The 22,687-nt window shown below is 45.0% G+C and carries 20 protein-coding genes, 4 tRNA genes and 1 other annotated feature; of the genes, 13 read left to right on the top strand and 11 right to left on the bottom strand.

Annotated elements, in window-relative coordinates; all coding sequences use genetic code 11:
• The first annotated feature begins 319 nt into the window (after positions 1-319).
• Together L3V33_RS08290 and L3V33_RS08285 are read left to right on the top strand one after the other, a co-directional pair.
• Complete coding sequence (locus tag L3V33_RS08290; protein WP_171309104.1) at positions 320-1,726, top strand: nodulation protein NfeD; 1,407 nt, start codon at positions 320-322, stop codon at positions 1,724-1,726.
• 69 nt (positions 1,727-1,795) lie between these two features.
• Complete coding sequence (locus L3V33_RS08285) at positions 1,796-2,593, top strand: slipin family protein (RefSeq protein WP_065204854.1); 798 nt, start codon at positions 1,796-1,798, stop codon at positions 2,591-2,593.
• A 116-nt stretch (positions 2,594-2,709) separates the two neighbouring features.
• On the opposite strand, the gene trpA is transcribed toward L3V33_RS08285, so the two are convergent.
• The 7 genes from trpA to L3V33_RS08250 all read right to left on the bottom strand — a co-directional run bounded on the left by trpA (position 2,710) and on the right by L3V33_RS08250 (position 9,902).
• The gene (gene trpA / locus L3V33_RS08280) at positions 2,710-3,516 is read right to left on the bottom strand and encodes a tryptophan synthase subunit alpha (protein ID WP_004729802.1); all 807 of its coding nucleotides are present in this window, start codon (positions 3,514-3,516) and stop codon (positions 2,710-2,712) included.
• On the bottom strand, positions 3,516-4,706 hold the full coding sequence (trpB, locus tag L3V33_RS08275) for a tryptophan synthase subunit beta (RefSeq protein WP_004729801.1): 1,191 nt from the start codon (positions 4,704-4,706) through the stop codon (positions 3,516-3,518). The genes trpA and trpB overlap by 1 nt, the downstream gene beginning before the upstream one ends.
• Before the next feature lie 188 nt (positions 4,707-4,894).
• The gene (gene trpCF, locus L3V33_RS08270; RefSeq protein ID WP_237290223.1) at positions 4,895-6,346 is read right to left on the bottom strand and encodes a bifunctional indole-3-glycerol-phosphate synthase TrpC/phosphoribosylanthranilate isomerase TrpF; all 1,452 of its coding nucleotides are present in this window, start codon (positions 6,344-6,346) and stop codon (positions 4,895-4,897) included.
• Between the two features lie 20 nt (positions 6,347-6,366).
• Positions 6,367-7,362, bottom strand: coding sequence for an anthranilate phosphoribosyltransferase (gene trpD, locus L3V33_RS08265; protein ID WP_237290222.1), 996 nt, complete (start codon positions 7,360-7,362; stop codon positions 6,367-6,369).
• Positions 7,363-7,371: 9 nt separating this feature from the next.
• A complete protein-coding gene (locus L3V33_RS08260) occupies positions 7,372-7,998 on the bottom strand; it encodes an aminodeoxychorismate/anthranilate synthase component II (RefSeq protein WP_017076372.1) in 627 nt (208 codons plus the stop codon).
• Between the two features lie 2 nt (positions 7,999-8,000).
• Positions 8,001-9,590: an anthranilate synthase component 1 gene (locus tag L3V33_RS08255; RefSeq protein WP_237290221.1), complete on the bottom strand. Its 1,590-nt coding sequence runs from the start codon at positions 9,588-9,590 to the stop codon at positions 8,001-8,003.
• Between the two features lie 125 nt (positions 9,591-9,715).
• Positions 9,716-9,830 (bottom strand) — a sequence feature (Trp leader region).
• Positions 9,777-9,902, bottom strand: a complete 126-nt coding sequence (locus L3V33_RS08250) for a trp operon leader peptide (RefSeq protein ID WP_009848753.1) — start codon at positions 9,900-9,902, stop codon at positions 9,777-9,779. It overlaps the preceding feature by 54 nt.
• A gap of 120 nt (positions 9,903-10,022) precedes the next feature.
• Between L3V33_RS08250 and L3V33_RS08245 the strand changes: the two genes are divergently transcribed.
• From L3V33_RS08245 to rluB, 3 genes are all read left to right on the top strand, one after another.
• Entirely contained in the window at positions 10,023-10,892 is an 870-nt protein-coding gene (locus L3V33_RS08245) for a PHP domain-containing protein (protein ID WP_237290220.1), read from the top strand.
• A 55-nt stretch (positions 10,893-10,947) separates the two neighbouring features.
• Entirely contained in the window at positions 10,948-11,568 is a 621-nt protein-coding gene (locus tag L3V33_RS08240; RefSeq protein ID WP_017076369.1) for an L-threonylcarbamoyladenylate synthase, read from the top strand.
• A 159-nt stretch (positions 11,569-11,727) separates the two neighbouring features.
• Positions 11,728-12,756 (top strand): 23S rRNA pseudouridine(2605) synthase RluB, encoded by a 1,029-nt coding sequence (gene rluB, locus L3V33_RS08235; protein WP_004729784.1) that lies wholly within the window; start codon positions 11,728-11,730, stop codon positions 12,754-12,756.
• Between the two features lie 204 nt (positions 12,757-12,960).
• On the opposite strand, the gene L3V33_RS08230 is transcribed toward rluB, so the two are convergent.
• The 3 genes from L3V33_RS08230 to yeiP all read right to left on the bottom strand — a co-directional run bounded on the left by L3V33_RS08230 (position 12,961) and on the right by yeiP (position 14,451).
• Complete coding sequence (locus tag L3V33_RS08230) at positions 12,961-13,452, bottom strand: RNA methyltransferase (RefSeq protein WP_004729783.1); 492 nt, start codon at positions 13,450-13,452, stop codon at positions 12,961-12,963.
• 89 nt (positions 13,453-13,541) lie between these two features.
• Positions 13,542-13,871, bottom strand: a complete 330-nt coding sequence (locus L3V33_RS08225) for an HI1450 family dsDNA-mimic protein (RefSeq protein ID WP_004729782.1) — start codon at positions 13,869-13,871, stop codon at positions 13,542-13,544.
• Between the two features lie 10 nt (positions 13,872-13,881).
• Positions 13,882-14,451 carry an elongation factor P-like protein YeiP gene (yeiP, locus tag L3V33_RS08220; RefSeq protein WP_004729781.1) on the bottom strand — a complete coding sequence of 190 codons (570 nt, stop codon included), beginning with the start codon at positions 14,449-14,451 and terminating at the stop codon, positions 13,882-13,884.
• 137 nt (positions 14,452-14,588) lie between these two features.
• Between yeiP and L3V33_RS08215 the strand changes: the two genes are divergently transcribed.
• Positions 14,589-15,356 (top strand): nucleotidyltransferase domain-containing protein, encoded by a 768-nt coding sequence (locus tag L3V33_RS08215; protein ID WP_237290219.1) that lies wholly within the window; start codon positions 14,589-14,591, stop codon positions 15,354-15,356.
• 133 nt (positions 15,357-15,489) lie between these two features.
• Here L3V33_RS08215 and L3V33_RS08210 read toward each other — a convergent pair whose 3' ends face one another.
• Entirely contained in the window at positions 15,490-17,853 is a 2,364-nt protein-coding gene (locus L3V33_RS08210; protein ID WP_237290218.1) for a DNA polymerase II, read from the bottom strand.
• Positions 17,854-18,279: 426 nt separating this feature from the next.
• On the opposite strand from L3V33_RS08210, the gene uvrY reads away from it, so the two are divergent.
• From uvrY to L3V33_RS08175, 7 genes are all read left to right on the top strand, one after another.
• Entirely contained in the window at positions 18,280-18,924 is a 645-nt protein-coding gene (gene uvrY, locus L3V33_RS08205; protein WP_004729778.1) for a UvrY/SirA/GacA family response regulator transcription factor, read from the top strand.
• Positions 18,925-18,939: 15 nt separating this feature from the next.
• Positions 18,940-20,772 carry an excinuclease ABC subunit UvrC gene (gene uvrC, locus L3V33_RS08200; RefSeq protein ID WP_171310846.1) on the top strand — a complete coding sequence of 611 codons (1,833 nt, stop codon included), beginning with the start codon at positions 18,940-18,942 and terminating at the stop codon, positions 20,770-20,772.
• A gap of 46 nt (positions 20,773-20,818) precedes the next feature.
• The gene (gene pgsA / locus L3V33_RS08195; protein WP_017078221.1) at positions 20,819-21,376 is read left to right on the top strand and encodes a CDP-diacylglycerol--glycerol-3-phosphate 3-phosphatidyltransferase; all 558 of its coding nucleotides are present in this window, start codon (positions 20,819-20,821) and stop codon (positions 21,374-21,376) included.
• Positions 21,377-21,642: 266 nt separating this feature from the next.
• Positions 21,643-21,716: transfer RNA gene (locus L3V33_RS08190), tRNA-Cys, on the top strand.
• 47 nt (positions 21,717-21,763) lie between these two features.
• Positions 21,764-21,839, top strand: a tRNA-Gly gene (locus L3V33_RS08185).
• Positions 21,840-21,919: 80 nt separating this feature from the next.
• Positions 21,920-22,006: transfer RNA gene (locus L3V33_RS08180), tRNA-Leu, on the top strand.
• A 36-nt stretch (positions 22,007-22,042) separates the two neighbouring features.
• Positions 22,043-22,118, top strand: a tRNA-Gly gene (locus tag L3V33_RS08175).
• The last annotated feature ends 569 nt before the right edge of the window (positions 22,119-22,687 follow it).

Below are 22,687 nucleotides of genomic sequence, written 5' to 3'. Positions count from 1 at the left end.
TGTCATTTGTTGATTTTGCACAACAATGCAATCGTTTGCCTTGGTTTTTTATTGCGATGTTATTTGTTGAATTTATAAAAGCCTTTTCGCTGGAGATTTTGTGAATGATTTACAAGCGGTGGTATTGAAAACGTCTTGTTAACATTTTGATTTCATTTGCGAGTGTTTTTTGAACGCTTATGTTGGGGTGAATCCACAGGTACGTGTTGTGTGAAATTTAGCCTGAACTATGCTTAAGGTATCTATTTATTACCAAGATGTTACCTCTGCGCTTTAAATAAAACGTCTATCTAGCATCTCAGTTGTAAGGAGAGGGGCTATGACTTTTATATTAAAGTACTTGTTTGCGTTTCTTCTGTTGTTCAGCTCTGTGTTCGCTCAGGCCGATGATGTCTGGGTGGTTGAGGTGAACGGGGGGATAGGTCCGGCGACCAGTGATTACCTCACTAGAGAAATAGAACAAGCTCACGATGAGCAAGCAAAGCTCATCATTTTGAAAATGAACACGCCTGGCGGGTTAGATTCGTCGATGCGTGACATTATTCGATCCATCACCACATCACCGATTCCGATAGCAACTTGGGTTGGGCCTGCGGGTTCACGAGCAGCGAGCGCCGGAACCTATATTTTACTTGCCAGCCACGTTGCTTCCATGGCGCCCGGAACTAATCTAGGTGCAGCAACTCCTGTGTCGCTCGGTGGTGGCAAAGCGCCTGCTAATCCGTTATCTCCTCAAGACGATGCTAATAAAGATGACAACACGTCAGCGAGTGAGCAAGACGAAACGAAACAGGAGAATTCAGATCAAGTAAAAGCCACCACTGCGATGGAGAAGAAAGTCATCAATGATGCTGCAGCCTACATTGTCAGTTTGGCTAAGCTACACAATCGCAATGAAGAATGGGCAGAAAAAGCGGTAAGAGAAGCGGCGAGTTTGGATTCTGAGAATGCACTGACTCTTAACGTGATTGATTTTATTGCCAGCGACCTTCAGCAATTGGTTGAACTGAGTAACGGGCGCATCATCACCATCAACGGTGTCAGTCAGGAAGTCCAACTTAGTGATGTTGCTTTTGTCGAGCGAGAACAAGACTGGCGCTTTAGTTTGCTTTCGGTGATCACGAACCCAAACGTTGCATATATTTTGATGCTGATTGGTATCTACGGTTTGTTGCTGGAGTTTTATAATCCTGGCGTCGGGCTACCGGGTGTTTTGGGCGGAATCTGTCTGTTACTAGCGATGTACTCCTTACAAATGCTGCCTGTGAGTTACGCAGGCCTTGCTTTAATTCTATTGGGAATTGCTTTGATGGTCGCAGAGGCCTTTAGCCCCAGTTTTGGCATCTTCGGTTTGGGCGGCGTCGCTGCGTTTACGTTGGGTTCAATCATGCTGATGGACACCGAAGTGCCTGGTTATCAAATCGCATTGCCGCTAATTATCGGGATCAGTTTGTTCTCTGTTGCCTTTATCGTCGTAACAATATCAATGCTAGTCCGAGTGAGAAACAAACCAGTGACTACGGGGATGGAAGCGGTAGTCGGTGACACGGGCAAAGTTGTAAGCGGCTTCCCCGGTGCGGGGCGTGTGCTAGTCGAAGGTGAGATCTGGCAAGCTAAATGTGCGAGTGAATTGCAAGTGGGGCAGATCATCAGAGTGACTAAGCTGACGGGGCTATCTTTGGATGTTGAGGCGCTGACCGATGATACATCATCGAAACCTAGCTAGCGCGACATGCTAGTACAAACGTTATTGAATTATTAATTGCTTATCCATCGTTACCATTAGGGGGCGGTTATGTTTATACACACTATCGGTATTGTTATTGTGCTCGTTATCTTGTTGATAGCCAGCATGTTCAGAGTACTGCGCGAATATGAACGTGCAGTCGTGTTTTTCCTTGGGCGCTTTTACGGTGTTAAAGGGCCGGGGTTAATTATCATCATTCCTTTCATCCAACAAATTGTGCGAGTGGATCTACGAACTATCGTGTTGGATGTTCCAACACAAGATTTGATCACTCGGGACAATGTGTCGGTGAAGGTGAATGCCGTGGTCTATTTTCGAGTGCTCGATCCGAAGATGGCGATCAATAACGTAGAGAATTACCTCGAAGCGACCAGTCAACTGTCACAAACAACGCTGCGTTCAGTATTAGGACAGCATGAGTTGGATGAATTGCTGTCTGAACGAGAAGAGTTAAATAGAGACTTACAAGCGATACTGGATCAACACACGGATAACTGGGGGATCAAGATTGCCAATGTCGAGATCAAGCATGTTGATCTGGATGACAGTATGGTGCGAGCCCTTGCTAAACAAGCGGAAGCCGAACGTTCACGTCGAGCTAAGGTGATCCATGCAACAGGGGAACTAGAAGCATCAACCAAGCTGAAAGAGGCTGCAGAGGTTCTTAATCAAGCGCCAAATGCGATTCAGCTGCGTTACATGCAAACACTAACAGAAGTAGCGAATGAGCGAACTTCTACAATCATATTCCCAATGCCCATCGATCTGGTCGAGAAGATAACCGATCCGATCAAAGCGACGCTCAATGAGGCTGCAATTAAGAAAGCGATGAAAGCCGATGACTAATTCGCTTAAATGAAGAGCAATAAAAAGGCTCCACAGTTGTGGAGCCTTTTTATATTTTGAATCATAGGTTCTATTTAATGACCAATGATTACTGGCTTCTATTTAATGACCAGTGATTATTTCTGCGTAGCCGCTTTCATTGGCGTAACAAACTCCGCAAGTGCTTTAAGCATTGCTTCTGGTTGTTCAACGTTGTTTTCAATGATTTTCACAACGGCTGAGCCAGAAATCGCACCGGCAGCGCCAGCTACAATCGCTTCTTTCACTTGTTCAGGAGCCGAGATGCCGAAACCAAGCAGTGCTGGTGGCGCGTCGAACTTGTTCAAGCGGTCAAGCAGTGCCGTTACTGGCATGTTTGCTTTTGTTTCAGCACCTGTTACGCCTGAGCGAGAAAGTAGGTAAGTGTAGCCACCACCTAGCTCAGAAACTGATTGAAGCGTTTCATCGCTTGCAGTTGGTGGAGCAATAAAGATTGGGTGAACGCCAAACTTTTCAGCTGCAGCAACAAATTCACCGCTTTCATTGGTTGGTACATCAGCAATCAATACTGAATCGATACCTGCTTTTGCGCAGCGTTCGTAAAAATTTTCTATACCACGTGCGTAAACCAGGTTTGCGTACATCAGTAGGCCGATTGGTAGCTCTGGGTATTTAGCACGGATTTGACCAATAAGATCGAAGCACACATCTGGCGTTACTTTAGAATCTAAAGCACGAATGTTTGCGCCTTGGATAGTTGGACCATCAGCCAGTGGGTCAGAGAATGGAATACCAAGTTCAAGTGCGTCAGCACCGGCTTCCACTAGTGTTTCCATGATCTTCAATGATTGCTCTGGGTTAGGATCGCCAACCGTTACAAATGGTACAAATGCGCCCTGATTCTTTTCAGCTAAGCGAGTGAAGAGTGATTGATAGCGATCCATTATAATGCTCCTTTCTCTTTAAGAATGTCGTGTACAGAGAAAATGTCTTTGTCACCACGACCAGATAAGTTAACCACTAATAGCTGTTCTTTCTCTGGGTCGTCGTGAGCCATTTTTACAGCGTGAGCCACAGCATGAGATGACTCTAGTGCTGCGATAATACCTTCTTTACGTGCAATCAATTGGAACGCTTCAAGCGCTTCATCATCGGTTACGTTGTCGTATTCAGCACGGCCAATAGCATTTAGGTGCGCGTGTTGAGGACCAACTGATGGGAAATCTAGACCCGCAGAAACAGAGTAAGACTCTTCTACTTGGCCATTCTCATCTTGCATCAGTGGCGCTTTCATGCCGAAGAAAATACCGGTTTTACCGTGCTTAAGCGGCGCGCCGTGTTGGTCGGTATCAATACCTTTACCAGCAGGCTCTACACCGATTAGGCGAACAGACTCTTCTTCAATGAAATCAGCGAACATGCCGATAGCGTTTGAACCACCGCCAACACAAGCAATAACCGCATCAGGAAGGCGACCTTCACGCGCTAGAATTTGGTGCTTCGTTTCTTCACCAATCATGCGTTGGAAATCACGAACAATCGTTGGGAATGGGTGAGGGCCAGCCGCAGTACCCAATAGGTAGTGCGCGTCTTCATAAGTTGCAGACCAGTCACGTAGTGCTTCGTTACATGCATCTTTTAGCGTTGAAGAGCCAGAATGAACAGGGATAACCTCTGCGCCCATTAGCTTCATGCGGAATACGTTCGGGCTTTGACGCTCAACGTCTTTTGCACCCATGTAAACACGACACTTAAGGCCCAATAGAGCACAAGCTAGAGCCGTTGCAACACCATGTTGGCCTGCGCCAGTTTCAGCGATTATTTCCTGTTTACCCATACGTTTTGCTAGCAATGCTTGGCCAAGAACTTGGTTTGTCTTGTGAGCACCGCCGTGCAGTAGATCTTCACGCTTTAGGTACAGTTTGGTTTTTGTACCTTTAGTCAGGTTACGCGTTAGCGTTAGTGCCGTTGGACGACCAGCATACTCTTGTAGAAGTGTCATGAATTCACTGCGGAACTCAGGATCTGCTTGTGCATCGATAAATGCTTGTTCCAGTTGGTCTAGTGCTGGCACTAGGATCTGCGGTACGTATTGACCACCGTATTCACCAAAGTAGGCATCGAGTTTAGCCATTGTGTTATTCCTTCAATTCTATCGATGTGTATTCACACCAAGTCATTTAATCTTGTTTAAGCTTCGCAAAGGCAAAGCTTACTAATTAGTTTTGAGATTCTGCTTTCTGCTTTCTGCTTTCTGCTTTCTAGTTTCTAAGCTCTGGGCTCTAGATTTCAAGTTCTAGGTTTTAAATTCTAGAAACCGAACTAGTAATTACGAATCGCTGCAAAAGCGCGTTGCAGTTTGTCTGCGTCTTTTTTACCTGGAGCTGATTCCACACCTGAGTTTAGGTCGAGCCCTAAACAGCCTAGTTTCGCTGCTTGGTTAGCATTGTCTGGGTTTAGGCCACCCGCCAACATGATTGCGCTTTGGTTGTTGATTAGGCTCCAATCAAACGCTTGGCCTGTACCGCCAGTTTGAGAACCCACTTTAGTATCTAGCAGGTGACGAGTCACGTTGCTTGTCAGTAATTCTGGCAACGCACTTTCAGCGCCGTCTTCAGTACTACAAGCAACACCGTAAGCTTTCCAAATCTCAACGTTTTCAGGTAGAGATTGTTTTAGTTCATCGACAAATGCTTGAGACTCATCACCGTGCAGTTGCACCGCAAATAAACCTAGCTCAGAAACCGTTTTCGCAACGTCAGTAACGCTATGATTTTGGAACACACCCACGTAGTTCAAAGGTGCGCCGCTCATGGTTAAACGAGCTGCTTCGATATCAACATGACGCTTAGATGCTTCAACGAAAATCAGACCACCGAATACCGCACCGGCTTGATAAGCCTTTGCTGCATCGTCAGAGTGAGTTAAACCACACACCTTGTTTTCACCGAGCGTCACTTTACGTACCGCAAGCTCTAGGTTCTTTTCAGCCATCAGAGAGCTGCCGATTAGGAAGCCGTCTGCAAATGTTGAAAGGTCACGAACTTGTTGGTGGTTATAAATGCCTGACTCTGAAATCACGACTGCGTTTGGAGCCAGTTCGCGAATCAGCGGAGCCAACTCCTTGGTACGGTTCAAATCAGTCGAAAGGTCACGCAGGTTACGGTTATTAATGCCGATTACTTTTGCTTCTAGAGCGACTGCGCGGTGAAGCTCTTCTTCGTTGCTGACTTCGGTAAGTACACCCATGTTGAGTGAGTGAGCGACTTCAGCAAGCGCTTTGTACTCTTCGTCATCCAATACCGATAGCATCAGCAAGATTGCGTCAGCTGAGTAGTGACGGGCTAGGTAAACTTGGTAGGTATCAACCATGAAGTCTTTACAAAGAATAGGTTGCTTAGCAATGCTGCGAACCTTTGGTAAAAACTCAAAGTCACCTTGAAAGTATTTCTCGTCTGTCAGTACTGAAATTGCGTTGGCGTGGTTGTTGTACACCGATGCGATGTAGTCCAAATCAAACTCGTCACGAATTAAACCTTTTGACGGAGATGCTTTCTTACATTCAGTGATGAAAACCGTTTGTTCGCCGCTCAGTGCATCATAAAAGCTGCGGTCTGTTGCGGTTAACGCTGCTTTAAACTCGTCCAATGGTTGAGTCTGCTTACGCGCTTCAACCCATTGGTATTTGTCACGAACGATTTTTGCTAATACTTCCGCCATTTCAGCTTCTTTGACTGAAACGTGGGTCGACAGTTTATCGGTAGTCTGTGTCATGTTCTTTGTCTCGTCGTTCGTTAGGCGTGTGCAGCAAGCTTTTGTACAAGCTCGTACGCTTTGCCAGATTTCATCGCGTCAATCGCTTGCTGTGTGTTGGCTTTTAGATCTTCGTGACCAAATAGACGCATCAGCAGAGCAACGTTGACTGCCACAGCGCCAACTTGAGCATCAGTGCCTTTACCTGTCAGGATATCGGTTGTGATGGCTTTGTTCTCTTCTGGCTCGCCGCCCTTGATTGCTTCAAGAGGGTGAGTGTTCAAACCAAAGTCAGCCGGTGCCACTGTGTATTCGTGAATTTTGCCATCTTTGATTTCAGCAACGATGGTCTCGCCGTGAATAGCCACTTCATCAAGGCCGCTACCGTGAACAACAGCAGCACGCTTCATGCCCATTTGCAGCATGGTTTCCGCTATAGGGCGTACTAGCTCTTTGCTGTAAACACCCATTAACTCGATGTTAGGGCGAGCAGGGTTAATCAGTGGACCAAGGATATTGAAGATCGTGCGTGTTTTCATTGTTTGACGAACGGGCATCGCGTGACGTACACCAACGTGATATTGCGGAGCAAATAAGAATGCTACGCCAAGTTCGTCAACGGCTTTACGTGTATCTTCAGCGGTCATCGCTAAGTTGATACCAAACGAATCTAGCAGATCAGAAGAGCCTGACTTACTTGATACGCTGCGGTTGCCGTGCTTAGCTATTTTTAAACCACACGCGGCTGCTACAAATGCAGAAGTTGTAGAAATGTTGATGGTGTCATGACCGTCGCCACCTGTACCTACGATGTCTGCAAAATCGTAATCAGGACGTGGGAACGGGTTTGCATTGGCAAGCAGTGCTTTCGCTGCGCCAGCGATTTCATCCGGCGTTTCGCCTTTGATTTTCAGTGCAGTAAGCGCAGAAGCCATCAAAATTGGGTCTAGTTCGCCCTTGATGATCACATCAAACAGTTGTTGGCTTTCTTCTTGAGTAAGAGACTGTTGTTCGTAAAGTTTATTAATCTGTTCCATGATCGTTTCCTAGTTAGTCTTTTTATCAAGAGTAGAGCTTTTCTCTAGATGAAGAGGTTTCTCAAGAGCCCATTCGATAGCGTTCGCTAGAAGCGTTGCACCGTAGGTCGTCATAATCGATTCAGGGTGGAATTGGAATCCACAAACCTTGTCTTGTTCTTGAACTACAGACATCACCAAATCATCGACTTCAGCGGTCACCGTTAGGCTATCGGATACATGCGTTGCCACTAAAGAGTGGTAGCGAGCGATAGCCAGCGGCGAAGGTAAGCCTTGGTAAGTCGCATGGTTTTGGTGTTCCATCATAGACACTTTACCATGAATGATTTCGCCAGCGCCTGCAACGGTGCCGCCGTAGGCTTCAACAATCGCTTGGTGGCCCAAGCAAATACCAATCATTGGCACTTTGCCTTTTAAAAGCTGAATTAGCTCTGGCATGCAGCCCGCATCAGCAGGAGCGCCAGGGCCTGGTGAAAGTAGCGCAACAGGGTTGTCTAGCTCGTTGATAGCCGCTTCCACTACTTTTGCCGAGATGTTGTTACGGTAAATCTTTACGCTGTGTCCCAATGAACGAAACTGGTCTACAAGGTTATAAGTGAACGAGTCGAAGTTATCGATGAATACAATATCAGCCATGATTACGACTCCTTCTTATTTGTTAGGTTTTTAGTATGAGCTGCTTGAATCGCTGAGATAACCGCTTGTGCTTTACCGCGAGTTTCATCTGCTTCTGCTTGTGGATCTGAATCGAACACCACACCTGCACCCGCTTGAACCTGTGCTACGCCATCTTCAACGTAAGCAGAGCGAATTACGATACAAGTATCTAATGTGCCTTCACCCGTTAAGTAACCCACTGCGCCACCGTAGCTACCACGACGCGTTTTTTCTACGTCACGGATAAGTTGCATTGCGCGGATTTTTGGCGCGCCCGTTAGCGTACCCATGTTCATACAAGCTTGGTAAGCGTGCAGGGCATCTAAGTCTTCACGTAGCTGACCAACAACGCGAGAAACCAAGTGCATCACATGGCTGTAGCGATCAACTTTCAATAAGTCTGCTACGTGGCGAGTGCCGGCTTCCGCAATACGTGCCACGTCGTTACGCGCTAGATCGACAAGCATCATGTGTTCAGCGTTTTCTTTCTTGTCGGTACGCAGTTCAAGTTCGATACGGCTATCTAGGTCGAAATCGATTTGACCGTCTGGGCGTTTACCGCGACGACGAGTACCAGCAATTGGGTAGATCTCAATTTGGTTGGTTTCAGTTTCGTACTTCAGTGCGCTTTCTGGAGAAGCACCAAACAGAGTAAACAGCTCGTCTTGCATGTAGAACATGTAAGGGCTTGGATTACTTTGCTTGAGTTCTTTATAAGCCGCCAGCGGAGCAGGGCAAGGCAGCGTGAAGCGGCGTGAAGGTACCACTTGGAATACATCGCCTTTAACTACGTACTCTTTTAAATCACGAACCGTTTGGCAGAAGTCTTCATCTGAAACGCTTGGTACAGCGTCAACATTGTCGAGCGGCGTTACTTCTGTGATGGCTTTCAATGACTGACATTGAGTCTGAATGTCGGCTAGGCGTTCAGTTAATTGCGCTTTAATACTTTCATCTTGAGTGAATAAGCTCGCGTGAAGTAGGCCTTCGTTTTCTTGGTGGTCGAAACGCAATAGTGTTTCAGCAACGTAGAAAACAAAGTCAGGGCAGTTGTTAGTCGCTTCAGCATCACCTAGCGGTTCAAAGTTCGCCACGATGTCGTAAGCGAATAGGCCAGCCATAAATAATGCATGTTTGTTGCTTGGGTCTTGTTCAAAGCTGTGCTGAACTAAACGCAATGCATCAAAAGAAGACGCTTCTCTTAAACGTGAGTCTTCGTCTAATTCGTTACTAGGCTCGACAAAAGTGAGCGTCAATACGTTATCGGTAAGGTCAGATTTGATATCTGTTTTAACGTTTTGAGCTAGGTGTTCGATAAGCGCTTGACCGTTTTGGGTCAATGCTTGAAAGGTTACTTCATGTCCGCGACATACGATGCGAACAGCAGAGTCGATAAGGAGTAAGCTTGTCAGGTTTTGTTTAGATTCAATCTCAGCAGATTCCAGCAATAGACTGTCTGTTTTGTTTTCACACAAAGTATGAAAAACACTGGTTGGATCTTGTGAGTAAGGAACCGAAGAATTGATGACCTCAATGGTTCCCAGCTTTTTGATTTCAATGGCCTTGTTCACAAGACCTCCTTTATGATTCTTTAAATTTCCTGCCGTACATAGTCGCATAAAGATACCGTTCACCCAATCTAGAATATGGTCAATTCGTTGATTTGTTAGTCAGTTGAATGTGAGATGTTCGACAAATTAAAAAGCCCGCTATTAAAGCGGGCTTAGTGATAACTTTTTTATAAACAAACTGTTTAACTAGAAGTACACGTTAGCCCACCAAGAACTTGTCCAAGTGCGCCACCAATTAAGTTCAGAGCTTGCTTCTACTGAAGAAAGTTCTAAAACTTTATCTTTATGGTTTTGGTTAAATTCTTGTAACATGGTAAACCTATCAAATGTGATACTTCGTATTTGTGTACTAGTTAACTAGTTTTGCGCTTGCAGGTCAAGTGCGTTGGCACAAATATAACGATAAAAATTAAAAACAATGAAAAAGAATATATGAGAATTGATCTACATAGTCATACAACAGCCTCAGATGGCCGACTTACTCCACCTGAACTGATTGACCGAGCGTTAGGCTTTAACATCGAAGCGTTAGCGATTACAGATCATGATACGACTGATGGGCTTGCTGAAGCACGCAACTATATTGTTGATAACAACCTTCCGATTCAGTTGATTAACGGCATCGAGATCTCAACCGTTTGGCAAAACAAAGATATCCATATTGTTGGGTTAAACGTCGATCCTGAATCACCAGAATTGAAAGCGTTAATTGAACAACAAAAGCTTCACCGTATTGGGCGTGCAGAGATGATTGCTCAACGTCTTGAGAAAGCGACGCGTGAAGGGTTGTTAGAAGAAGTTAAATTGATTGCTGGTGATGCGCCTATCACTCGTGCTCACTTTGCTAAGTGGCTAGTCGATAATGGTTACGCAAAAACCATGCAACAGGTGTTCAAAAAGTTTCTTACTCGTAATAACCCAGGTTACGTACCGCCAACGTGGTGCTCAATGAGTGATGCTGTAACGGTTATTCATGCGGCTGGTGGCCAAGCGGTGCTTGCACACCCTGCGCGATATGGCTTCACCGCTAAGTGGATTAAACGTCTTCTCGCTGCATTTGTTGAAGCAAATGGTGACGCTATGGAAGTGGCTCAACCTCAGCAAGCACAACAAGAAAGACGCACACTTGCGGATTATGCTATACAATACAAACTATTAGCCTCCCAAGGCAGTGACTTCCATTATCCATCTCCGTGGATGGAACTTGGACGTAATCTCTGGCTACCTTCTGGGGTCGAAGAAGTATGGAAAGATTGGGAGTTTCAAACGGTTTCACCAACTGATACTGATGACAGTATTTAGGTGAACCAGCTCCTTCTGATGATAGAGTCGAGAGATTCGATAACGAGGATCAACAATGAGCCAGTTTTTTTATGTACACCCAGATAACCCACAAGCGCGCTTAATTACTCAAGCTGTTGCGATTATTCGTAGTGGTGGTGTGGTGGTTTATCCAACAGATTCCGGTTATGCGCTGGGCTGTCAGCTTGAAAATAAACAAGCACTTGAACGCATCTGTAAAATTCGTCGAATCGATGATAAGCACAATTTCACCTTGTTATGCCGTGATCTTTCTGAGTTGTCACTGTATGCACGAGTTGATAACGTTGCTTTCCGTTTACTTAAGGCGCACACGCCCGGTGCTTACACGTTTATCTTCAAAGCAACCAAAGAAGTGCCGAAGCGTTTGATGAACGCGAAACGTAAAACGATTGGTATTCGTGTCCCAGACAACAAGATTGCACTTGACCTGTTGGAAGCAATGGGTGAGCCATTGATGTCGACGTCTCTGATTCTTCCGGGTAACGAGACAACTGAATCGGATCCAGAAGAAATTCGCGACAGCCTAGAGCATGCGGTTGATGTCATTTTGAATGGCGGCTACTTAGGTGAGCAACCGACTACGGTTATTGACTTCAGTGACGATGATGCCGTTGTTTTACGTCGTGGTGCCGGCGATCCAGCGCCGTTTGAATAGTAGCGTTACTGATTAACAGTCTGTAACGAAACAGCAAACCTGCCAGAGTAAATAACAAGTGCTTTTTGGCAGGTTATTTGCGATAATACGCGACCGCGATTTGGTCGCGAAAAATTCATTCGACGTCTGTGAAGACGACAATTAGGTAGAAAAGAGTAAATGAGCGAAAAATTACAGAAGGTTTTAGCACGAGCTGGTCACGGTTCTCGTCGTGAACTAGAAGGTTTAATCAAATCTGGTCGTGTAAGTGTTAACGGTCAAGTTGCGAAATTGGGTGAGCGTCTTGAAGACGAGAACTCAGTGATTCGTATCGATGGCCACACAATTACAGGCAAAGCCTCTGAAGAAGTGGTTTGTCGTGTACTTGCTTACTACAAACCTGAAGGTGAGCTTTGTACTCGTCACGATCCTGAAGGTCGCCGTACTGTTTTCGATCGTCTACCTAAGATCCGTGGTTCTCGTTGGATTTCAGTTGGCCGTCTTGATGCAAACACATCGGGTCTTTTGCTTTTCACTACTGATGGTGAACTTGCAAACCGCCTAATGCACCCAAGCCGCCAGGTTGAGCGTGAGTACCTAGTACGTGTGTTTGGTGAAGTGACTGAGCAAAAAGTTAAGAACGTGACTCGTGGCGTTCAACTTGAAGATGGTATGGCTCGTTTCGAAGACGTGGTTTACGCTGGCGGTGAAGGTATGAACCATACTTTCTACGTAGCGATTAACGAAGGTCGTAACCGTGAGGTTCGTCGTCTTTGGGAATCACAAGAAACAACAGTAAGCCGTCTAAAACGTGTACGTTACGGTGATATCTACCTTGATAAGAAACTGCCTCGTGGCGGTTGGAAAGAGCTAGATCTTCAAGAAGTAAACTACTTGCGTGAGCTTGTTGAACTTCAGCCAGAAAAAGAGACACTGTTGGATCTTGATCCTGCAAACACTTCTCGTAAGCGTGAGCGTTCTCGTAGCCAGAAAATTCGTCGTGCTGTTAAGCGTCACGAAGAGCGTGCAAATGCTCCTAAAGGCCGTAGTAACCAGACTAAGCGTAAGAAGCCTGCTACTCGCGGTACTACAACACCTGATTCAGGTCGTAGTGCTCCAGCGACCAATGGCAAACCTCAGGCTACCAAAAAGCCTAAATTGAACAACGGACGCCCGGCTAAACCGGCTAAGCCAAGATCACGTAAGTAATTACACCAGTAGTTGCTACAGTTCTTAAGCTTAAAGCTTAATCCAATGTTTCGAATACTAAAAAACCTGCTAACTTAGCAGGTTTTTTTTCGTCTTGAATATGGCGCAGTTCAAATCATGTGGAAGTGCTTACCAAGTAGAAACGATTAACCAGGTAGAAGTGCTTCACTAGCTAGGGTGACTAGCTATGGACTACGATTGGTATTAGGTCACTTTCAAATGATTAGAAAAATTATCACCCTTCGCCATGCGGTCATACAAAATAACATTGACCGCGGCAGCAAGGTTCATGCAGCCATTGGTCGGAACGTAGATGGTTTCACGACAGAAATCCGTGATCTCTTTTTTCAGAGTCCCATCTTCAGGGCCGAAGATATAAAAAGCACGAGGTGGGTGCTTATAATCAGGCAGAGGCTTAGCGCCTTCTATCAAATCAACCGCGATGGGCACGCAGCCAACGGGAATAATGTCTTTCAGGTCTTCAACACCAATCAATGGCAACTCAAGGTGCTTTTCTTTGGTGTCGGTATGAAACTGTCGAGCATGGTCATAACGGGTGCCAGTATAAAATACAGAGTTTGCTCCGTAGCAACCAGCTGCTCGCATTACTGAGCCAACATTTTCAGGGGTTTTGGGATTTACTAATCCAACACAGGCGTAGCCTTTGGATAGGGTATCTGTCTTTGCTTTGGTCATAATTTTGTAGAGTTGCAGTTTGGTAAAGTGATGAGGCTATGAAATCATAAGAAAATCAGCTCAGTACTCTGAGCTGATTTAAGAAGAGCCTAGTCGCGTTTCCACAAGATGTGACAGAACTTGTGTTCAGGGTCACGGCTGATCAGCAGACGAGCGAATACGTCATCTAAGACATCATCAGCTTCATTTACAAGACCAATGCGTACTTCAGCGTAGATCTCTTTGTCGACTTCAAAGCCAACATGTTCAACCCAATCGTCACCAGTTTCAACGAGCTCTGCAGCGCCACGATCTTCAAACTGAGCAGTGAATAGGATCACGTCTGCTGGTTCAAGGTTATCAGGAGCCATCTCTAGAAAGATGTCGTATGCAGTGTCAATTGCGTCGTCGTAAGACATTAGGTCGTTAGCTTCGGTCATAATAAATATCTTAGCTTGCGCGGTTCATGTATTTACGTTCAGCTGTGTTCACAACAACTTTGTCGCCAGTTGCAATGTACTCAGGAACTTGAACAGTAAGGCCTGTAGACAGACGAGCTGGCTTAGTACGAGCTGAAGCAGATGCACCTTTGATTGAAGGGTCTGTTTCTTCGATCACTAGCTCAACTGAAGTTGGTAGTTCAAGCGTTGCTGCAGTACCGTCGATAAGAATCGCGTACATGCCTTGAGTTTCTTCGTTGATGAACAGTAGTTCGTCTTCGATCATTTCACCGTTGAAGATGAACTGTGAGTAATCTTCGTTATCCATGAAGATGTACTCGTTGCCGTCAACGTAAGAGAACATCACTGCACGCTTAGTTACGTCGATAGTTTCAACGATTTCGTCAGCCTTGTGGCGAACTTCTGTTTTAACGCCAGTTGCTACATCGTGACCACGGAAGCGGTAAATCTTTTGACCGCCACGGCCACCTGGTGTTGTCACTTCGATATCTTTTACTAGTACTGTTTTGCCATCAACGTTGATCGCAAAACCTTTTTTAATCTCACTTGCTCTAGGCATTTTGTGTTTGTCCTTATTGGGTCTATCCAGTGATTATATCTCGTAGACGCTATAAATAGGAATAGCTTGAATCATAAAGTCACCTAAGCGATCATAGAGAGACAGTTAAATCATTATTTTATTTACCGAAACGACCTATGCAGCTACCTGTTATTGACCCAACACAGCTATTTCAACCTGAATTCCAACCTGTGGTTAACGATCTGATTACCTTTTTAAAAGGTGGGTTAGGTTCTAATCTGCACAGTGTCTATGTTTATGGCAGTGTGGCACGTAAGCAAGCCGTTGTCGGTCGCTCGAATCTAGATGTGGTCGTGGTTACTCATCGTCACTTCCCAGATCAACGAACTACGCTGCTGAATACCATCAAGTGGCGCTTCCAAAAGAGCTTCCCTCAGGTCACTCAAGTGGCAATCAAAACCACCTTGGTGAGCGAGATCGTTGATTTCGACAACATCTTTACGTGGGGCTTCATGCTCAAGCATTTAGCCGTGTGTGTGCATGGTGAAGATCTATCGGACTGCTATGGTGATTTCGAAACGAGTTGGGAAATTGCTAAGCATTGGAATATGGATGCGGAAAACTGGTTAGCGGTTTATCGTAATAAGATTGCCCGAGCAACAACGCCAGAACAACAAGTTGCAGCACAGGTGATTATTGCTAAAAAGCTACTGCGAGCGAGTTATTCTTTGGTGATGTATCGTGATAAATATTGGTTCGATGACCCAATAGAGTGTGGTCAACAGTTCTTGAAATATCATCCAGAGAAAGAAGTCGAGATTCAAAGATTGGGTATTCTGTTGTCTGGACGAGCGATTCCCAAACGCTCGGTGATAGGGATTCTTGATGGCTTTGGTGAATGGCTGGTTAAGCAGTATCAGAAAACTGAGTTTCGAATCGGGTAGGGGTTCGTAAGCTATCCATTGATATGAAAAAGCAGAGCGAGTTATGAACTCCTCTGCTTTTTTCGTGTTGATGCCTGGCTCGAGTTTTAATAGATACCTCGAGTCTAATGTCGCCTAGAAAAGAGGGTTCAATCTAGAACAGACCTAGCTGCTGCCCGCTGACTCGTTCAAAATCTAAACCGATGAAGGGCAAGATAGCTTCTGCAACCGGTTTGATTTGTTTGTCGATGTAATGCTGATAATCGATACCACTCTTCAAGTACTCCTTTGGCTCAGGGCCACTCAGTGTAATCAAATATTCAATACGCCCTTTGTTTTGGTATTGAAGCGGGCGACCAAGCTGGGCATTGATTTCGTCGGCTAATCTTGCTGCGCGAACCTGTGGCGGAATGTTCTTTTGGTATTCATGTAACTTACGGCGCAAACGCTTTTGGTAAACCAGTAAATCATCGTGTTTACCGGCAGCGGTTTCATCGACAAACTGTCTGACATAGTCCGTTGGATCTTGGTCGTGAAACACCATCTCATACAGAGTTTGTTGGAATTGTTGCGCGAGAGGTGTCCAATCGGTTCGCGCACTTTCAAGCCCTTTAAAGATGATCTTCTCTTGGTCACCTTGATTGATTAGACCTGCATAACGTTTCTTCGATCCTGTCTCAGAGCCTCGAATGGTCGGCATTAGAAACTTGCGATAGTGAGTTTCGTATTCCAGTTCGAGTATTGAGGTTAGGTTGTAGGTTTCTTTTAAGTGATTCGTCCACCAATCGTTGATGTAAGCGACCAGCGCGTTCCCGATCTCATCTGCTTTTTGTTGACCGTAACTGCCGTTTAGCGATACGAAGGTTGAATCGGTATCTCCGTAAATTACTTGATAACCTTTATCCTCGATTAGAACCTTGGTTTGCTTCATGATCTCATGCCCACGCATAGTGATCGATGAGGCTAAACGGGTATCGAAGAAGCGACAGCCAGAAGAGCCAAGCACACCATAGAAAGAGTTCATGATGATCTTAATCGCCTGAGAAAAAGCTTTCTCGTTGTTTTTCTTTGCGACATCTCGCGCTGCCCAGAGGTTTTCGATCATCTCTGGTAAAAAATGCTTAGAGCGGTGGAATTGACCGCCACGAAATCCAGCCACTGCTTGGTCTTCTTCGGAGCCTAACTCTAGCTTTAGCCCTTCAATTAACCCCATCGGGTCAATCAAGAAAGAGCGAATGATCGATGGATAAAGGCTCTTAAAATCGAGTACCAAAACCGAGTTGTACAGGTTAGGGATGGAATCCATCACATAGCCACCGGGGCTAGCGATCCAGTTCTCGGGCTCTAAATTAGGCGCGACGTAACCTGCTCGGTGTATTTGAGGCATGTATAAATTAGTAAAGGCCGCAACAGAGCCACCAACACGATCCAGTTCGACACCGGTTAATCGAGATCGCTCAATCGCGAAGTCGAGTAGGTGGGTGTGCTCGAAGATGCGGTTTACTAGCACGCAGTCTTGAAGGTTGTACTTGGCGAGCGAAGGCTTATCGAACTTAAACATCCGGTTTATCTCATCCATGCGGTCGTGAACGTTATGGATGTCTTTACCTTCGCCGAGTAGCTCTTGAGATACCGATTCAAGAGACCAAGAGCGGAAGTGGTAGGTCGCTGTCTTGAGCATGTCGATGCCATCCAACACAACGCGGCCTGGGATAGTGATAAAGCCTTGCTGGTTTTGTGCAGAACTACGGAAAAAGCTTGGTTGATTGTCTCTACCGATGCTGAGCTTCACTTCATTCCATTCTGAACGTTTGTGCAGCAGCCTAAAATCGAAATCTATGACGTTCCAACCGATGATGATGTCGGGGTCAAACTCGGAGAACCATCTAATCATCGCCTCTAGTAGAGCTTTCTCATTAGGGACCCATTGGACGTTTGTGTCAGCCTCTTGTGGTTCGCCGACCATGATCACTCGGCTGTCCATCGGGCTGTCTAAGCCAATGGAATAAAGCACGCCTTTTTCTGAGCATTCAATATCAAGTGAAACCACAGATAAACTGGGTAAGTAATCGCCCGCTCTGCATTTTGCATTGGAGACTCTAAGATGCTGATTTTTTTGCACGGCAGTCCCAGTGAACTCAATGCTGCCTTTGATAAAGCGTTCCATCAGATATCGATCGGCGAGTCGAATATCGCTTTCAAAGGTCTGAATCTCTTCGCTGTGAAAGGCTTGTGCTAAACCAAAGCTACTTCTCGACAGTGAGGTGTAACATGCGGCGAGAGGGGTTTGATCGAATGTGGCTAGTTCTAGGGACTTGAATTGGCAATCAATCGACTCTTTCGCTGCGATAGCCTGACATTCTTCAACATCAGATTGAGCGACGAAAAATACAGGTTTTTCATTTTGAATCGTCAGCAGAGTTGGGCCTTGAGGGGAGCTTAACCACAAATCAATTTGGGTACGCCCTGAAAAATCTCTCGCTTGTCTTGTGAGTACAAAGCCTTGCTGAATATCCAATGTAGTAACCTATTGAAATTGGGAATCGAATACTACCATCTAGCGGCTCTCTGCGCACAATAGGCAACCAAAATACTAACTAAATTCTAGTTAACAGAGGCAAATAACGGGACTCAATAAGCAAATAAGTGAAATTGTCGCGAATGGCTATTCAATGGTATTGAAAATATCTTTATCTTGTGTAATTTTATTGGGTGTTGTTTTAACTGGTTGATTTTTAGAAAAAGCTTGTTGTTTTAGTTAGCTTATTTGTTAATAAGTACTTGCTAAAGTTCGTGTTTCAGCACATATTCAACAGAGCTTTTTTTTAGTAATTAAGTTAAGATGTACTCAATGCTGCGATCCACTGTTCCTTTGTTCAATTGTTTCAAACAGATGAAATGACACAGTGGTTGCAGAGCCAATTAATAGTGTGGAGATACAAGTTTGATAAATGTTTTCCTTGTAGATGATCACGAGCTGGTTCGCACAGGGATACGACGTATTATTGAAGACGTCCGTGGAATGAACGTAGCAGGGGAAGCTGAAAGCGGTGAAGATGCTGCAAAATGGTGTCGTACTAATAATACTGACGTTATTTTGATGGATATGAATATGCCTGGTATTGGTGGCTTAGAAGCAACCAAGAAAATCTTGCGTTTCAACCCTGATGTTAAAATCATCGTTTTAACTGTTCATACGGAAAATCCGTTTCCAACTAAAGTGATGCAAGCTGGAGCTGCTGGTTACCTTACTAAAGGGGCAGGTCCGGATGAAATGGTAAATGCAATTCGAGTGGTTAATAGTGGCCAACGATACATTTCACCAGAAATTGCGCAGCAGATGGCTTTGAGCCAATTCTCGCCTGCGTCTGAAAATCCATTCGCAGACTTATCTGAGCGTGAACTTCAAATCATGATGATGATTACCAAAGGTCAGAAAGTGACGGATATTTCAGAACAACTCAATCTAAGTCCTAAAACAGTCAACAGTTACCGCTACCGTTTGTTCAGCAAATTGGATATCAGTGGCGATGTAGAGCTGACGCATTTAGCGATTAGACATGGAATGTTAGACACTGAGACCCTTTAACACTGAGATCGTATAGTGACCAACTTGTTTGACTCAGTGTCATTTCTCAAGACAGTAACAGAACAGCCCGGCGTTTATCGTATGTATAACGCCGAGGCTGTTGTTATCTACGTCGGTAAAGCAAAGAACCTCAAAAAACGCCTTTCCAGTTATTTCCGTAAAAAAGTCGACAGTGAAAAAACGCGCGCTTTAGTCAGCAATATCGACAAAATCGATGTTACTGTAACGCATACAGAAACAGAAGCTCTTATCCTTGAGCACAACTACATCAAGCAGTACTTACCGAAATACAACGTACTTCTGCGCGATGATAAGTCGTATCCCTATATTTTTATTAGCGGTCACAAACATCCTCGTTTGTCGATGCATCGTGGTGCTAAGAAGAAAAAGGGAGAGTACTTTGGTCCTTATCCTGATTCCGGCGCTGTGCGTGAGACGTTGCACCTAATACAGAAAATCTTTCCTGCTCGTCAGTGTGAAGATACGGTTTATGCCAACAGAACGCGCCCGTGTTTGATGTATCAGATTGGTCGTTGTGCTGCGCCATGTGTCAGCTCAATCATCTCTGATGAAGAGTACAGTGAACTTATCGACTACGTTCGTTTATTCCTGCAGGGGAAAGACAAGCTAGTTCTTGAGACACTCATCGATAAAATGGACAAGGCAAGCCAAGAGCTTCGCTTTGAGCAAGCTGCTGCTTTCCGTGACCAGATCCAAGCGATTCGACGCGTGCAAGAGCAACAGTATGTATCTGACGACTCAATGGAAGATATGGACGTGTTAGGTTTTGCTCAAGAAAATGGCGTGGCTTGTATTCACATCTTGATGATTCGCCAAGGAAAGGTTTTAGGCAGTAGAAGCCATTTCCCGAAAATTCCAAATAATACGGTGCGAGAGGAAGTCTTTTCGAGCTTTTTAAGCCAATACTATCTTGCACATAATGAAGCGAGAACCATACCAACTCGTCTCATCCTTAATGCTGATTTGATGGAAGATGTCACACCGATTCAAGAAGCCTTGTGTGAAGTTGCGGGCCGTAAGATTCACTTCAATACTAATCCTTCTGGAACTCGTGGTCGCTACCTTAAACTGTCTAACACCAATGCATTAACAGCCATTACCACTAAGATTAATCACAAGATGACGATCAATCAGCGATTTAAGGAACTTCAAGAAGTGCTGTCGATGGACGTTATCAAACGCATGGAATGTTTCGATATCAGTCACACCATGGGTGAAAGTACGATTGCATCTTGCGTGGTCTTCAATCAAGAAGGGCCAGTTAAACCGGAATACCGTCGTTACAACATCACAGGTATTATAGGTGGTGATGACTACGCTGCAATGGCTCAGGCGCTTGAAAGACGCTATTCAAAACAACTCGATGTCGACAAGATCCCAGACATCATTTTTATCGATGGCGGTAAAGGTCAGTTGAATCGTGCCCATGAGATCATTTCCAAATATTGGGATGATTGGCCGTTTCGACCAAGAATGATGGGTATTGCGAAAGGGGTAACACGTAAACCGGGTTTGGAAACCTTGGTGACCCTTGAAGGTGAAGAGTTTAATTTACCAAGTGATGCGCCAGCACTGCACCTTATCCAACATATACGTGATGAAAGCCATAATCATGCGATTGCAGGGCATAGAGCAAAACGTGGTAAAACGCGTAGAACCAGTGCACTTGAGGGAATTGAAGGGGTAGGGCCTAAGCGCCGTCAATCTTTGCTGAAATATATGGGTGGCTTACAAGAACTTAAGCGTGCAACTGTCGAAGAAATAGCCAAAGTACCGGGCATTAGTCATTCTTTGGCAGAAAACATTTATCAAGCATTGAAACAATAGTAAAAATCCCGCACCATTAAAGCGCAATTAATAAGAGCCCAATAATATGCGTTTGAATATACCTAACATTTTGTCCTTACTGAGACTATTTTTGATCCCAGTATTCGTTGTTGTTTTTTACCTACCTTACCAATGGGCTCCTTTTGCTGCTGCAATGGTGTTTTGGGTAGCGGGTTTTACTGACTGGCTAGATGGCATGCTGGCTCGTAAACTCGGGCAAACGTCTCGCTTCGGTGCCTTTATTGACCCTGTAGCGGATAAAGTGCTGGTTGCTACGGCTCTTATCTTGATGACTGAGCATTACCATTCGATTTGGATAACGATTCCAGCTGTGACCATGATTGCTCGTGAGATTATCATTTCGGCGCTTCGTGAATGGATGGCTGAAATCGGTAAACGTGCAAGCGTTGCGGTATCTTGGGTTGGTAAAGTCAAAACCGTTTCTCAGATGTTCGCTCTTTGGGTACTGATCTGGCGATACGACGACTGGATGGTGTGGGTAGGTTACATTGCGCTCTATGTCGCAACTGTTCTGACTTACTGGTCAATGGCGCAATACTTGATGGCTGCCAAAGACGATTTGTTAGACGAAAAACATCATTGATGAAGAAGCGAGCTGAGGCTCGCTTTTTTGATCTTTAACCTAAGGTTAAGTTATCAATAGTGGATATCTAATGTGATATAGATCGCCTTTGAATGGCCTGTCCACAAAGTCCTTTGCACACAAAGTCAGCTATTTAGCCTGTTTCGTATGAAATCTATTCAAACGAATTAAAAATACAAAAATAATATTGACTCAATCCTCTGAATCCGTAGAATGCATCCCGTACCCAAGAGGATGGCAATAAGCGATTCGATTGGAGTTACTAAGGCGCCTTGGCAGAGTGGCTATGCAGCGGATTGCAAATCCGTGGACCTCGGTTCGACTCCGGGAGGCGCCTCCATTATCTCTTTTTCTTAGTTAATGAGAAGAGGTAAGAGTAATGAAAATGCGATACTAGCTCAGTTGGTAGAGCGCAACCTTGCCAAGGTTGAGGTCATCGGTTCGAACCCGATGTATCGCTCCAAAATTTGTAATGTTGATTGGCGTCAGCATTAAGATGGTGTTTTACTTTTCAGTAATCGGCATCGCAATAAAGAATTGCGTGCCCTGGTGGTGGAATTGGTAGACACAAGGGATTTAAAATCCCTCGGCGTTCGCGCTGTGCCGGTTCAAGTCCGGCCCGGGGCACCATCTATTAAAGTCTACGTCTTAACGGATGTAGCAAATGCGATACTAGCTCAGTTGGTAGAGCGCAACCTTGCCAAGGTTGAGGTCATCGGTTCGAACCCGATGTATCGCTCCAAATTAAAAAGCCCGAACAGAAATGTTCGGGCTTTTTGGTTTTTGCTGTATCTGTTTTTTTCTCATCTCCCGAACTCTTCTTGTTCAACCCCTGAGCTTAGATTGGTGATATTTAAATCAATCACCTAATCAAATCTAGTATTTATAAAGCGATTATTAAAAACTATTGATCGTTCGTTTCACTTTGTGTTACTTTCCTGCGCAATCTCGGAATGACCGATGTTCAAAAAGAGCAGCGATTACTTCTGGGGGATACGCGTAGTGACCATTCTTGCTGATTGGGACATTACGTAGGGTAGGTATCGGCTAATCCTTTAGCTGATAGACGGGATACTTATGGCGCAATTCGCCATGCTAATGGGAAACCCAACATTGAATACACTAATAACAACATTGCTAATCAGCTCTGCATTTCCAAAAGGGCCAGTTCTTCATAGCTGTCCGATACTGCAAAAATGTCCAATTCTTCAAAACAGTAGCATTACTGAACCTTGAGCTCGCGCTAACTAATTTTTGCTGTCCTAAGACGGCCTAATTTCGTATTCGTCATTTGACTTATGCGAGCGTACA

This window comes from Vibrio sp. A2-1 (assembly GCF_021728355.1).
GTDB lineage: Bacteria > Pseudomonadota > Gammaproteobacteria > Enterobacterales > Vibrionaceae > Vibrio > Vibrio splendidus_K.
The sequence above is the reverse complement of the archived record's forward strand: the minus strand, read 5'-3'. Positions and strand labels throughout refer to the sequence as shown.

Coding starts and splice junctions, on each gene's coding strand:
- L3V33_RS08225 (WP_004729782.1), bottom strand. CDS start 13,871: ATGACCGAAGCTAACGACCTAATGTCTTACGACGACGCAATTGACACT.
- trpB (WP_004729801.1), bottom strand. CDS start 4,706: ATGGCTAAACTCGATGCCTACTTTGGTGAATACGGTGGTCAATACGTA.
- rluB (WP_004729784.1), top strand. CDS start 11,728: ATGAGCGAAAAATTACAGAAGGTTTTAGCACGAGCTGGTCACGGTTCT.
- L3V33_RS08285 (WP_065204854.1), top strand. CDS start 1,796: ATGTTTATACACACTATCGGTATTGTTATTGTGCTCGTTATCTTGTTG.
- L3V33_RS08240 (WP_017076369.1), top strand. CDS start 10,948: ATGAGCCAGTTTTTTTATGTACACCCAGATAACCCACAAGCGCGCTTA.
- pgsA (WP_017078221.1), top strand. CDS start 20,819: ATGCGTTTGAATATACCTAACATTTTGTCCTTACTGAGACTATTTTTG.
- L3V33_RS08215 (WP_237290219.1), top strand. CDS start 14,589: ATGCAGCTACCTGTTATTGACCCAACACAGCTATTTCAACCTGAATTC.
- trpCF (WP_237290223.1), bottom strand. CDS start 6,346: ATGACACAGACTACCGATAAACTGTCGACCCACGTTTCAGTCAAAGAA.
- L3V33_RS08290 (WP_171309104.1), top strand. CDS start 320: ATGACTTTTATATTAAAGTACTTGTTTGCGTTTCTTCTGTTGTTCAGC.
- L3V33_RS08260 (WP_017076372.1), bottom strand. CDS start 7,998: ATGGCTGATATTGTATTCATCGATAACTTCGACTCGTTCACTTATAAC.
- trpD (WP_237290222.1), bottom strand. CDS start 7,362: ATGGAACAGATTAATAAACTTTACGAACAACAGTCTCTTACTCAAGAA.
- trpA (WP_004729802.1), bottom strand. CDS start 3,516: ATGGATCGCTATCAATCACTCTTCACTCGCTTAGCTGAAAAGAATCAG.
- L3V33_RS08245 (WP_237290220.1), top strand. CDS start 10,023: ATGAGAATTGATCTACATAGTCATACAACAGCCTCAGATGGCCGACTT.
- L3V33_RS08250 (WP_009848753.1), bottom strand. CDS start 9,902: ATGTTACAAGAATTTAACCAAAACCATAAAGATAAAGTTTTAGAACTT.
- yeiP (WP_004729781.1), bottom strand. CDS start 14,451: ATGCCTAGAGCAAGTGAGATTAAAAAAGGTTTTGCGATCAACGTTGAT.
- L3V33_RS08230 (WP_004729783.1), bottom strand. CDS start 13,452: ATGACCAAAGCAAAGACAGATACCCTATCCAAAGGCTACGCCTGTGTT.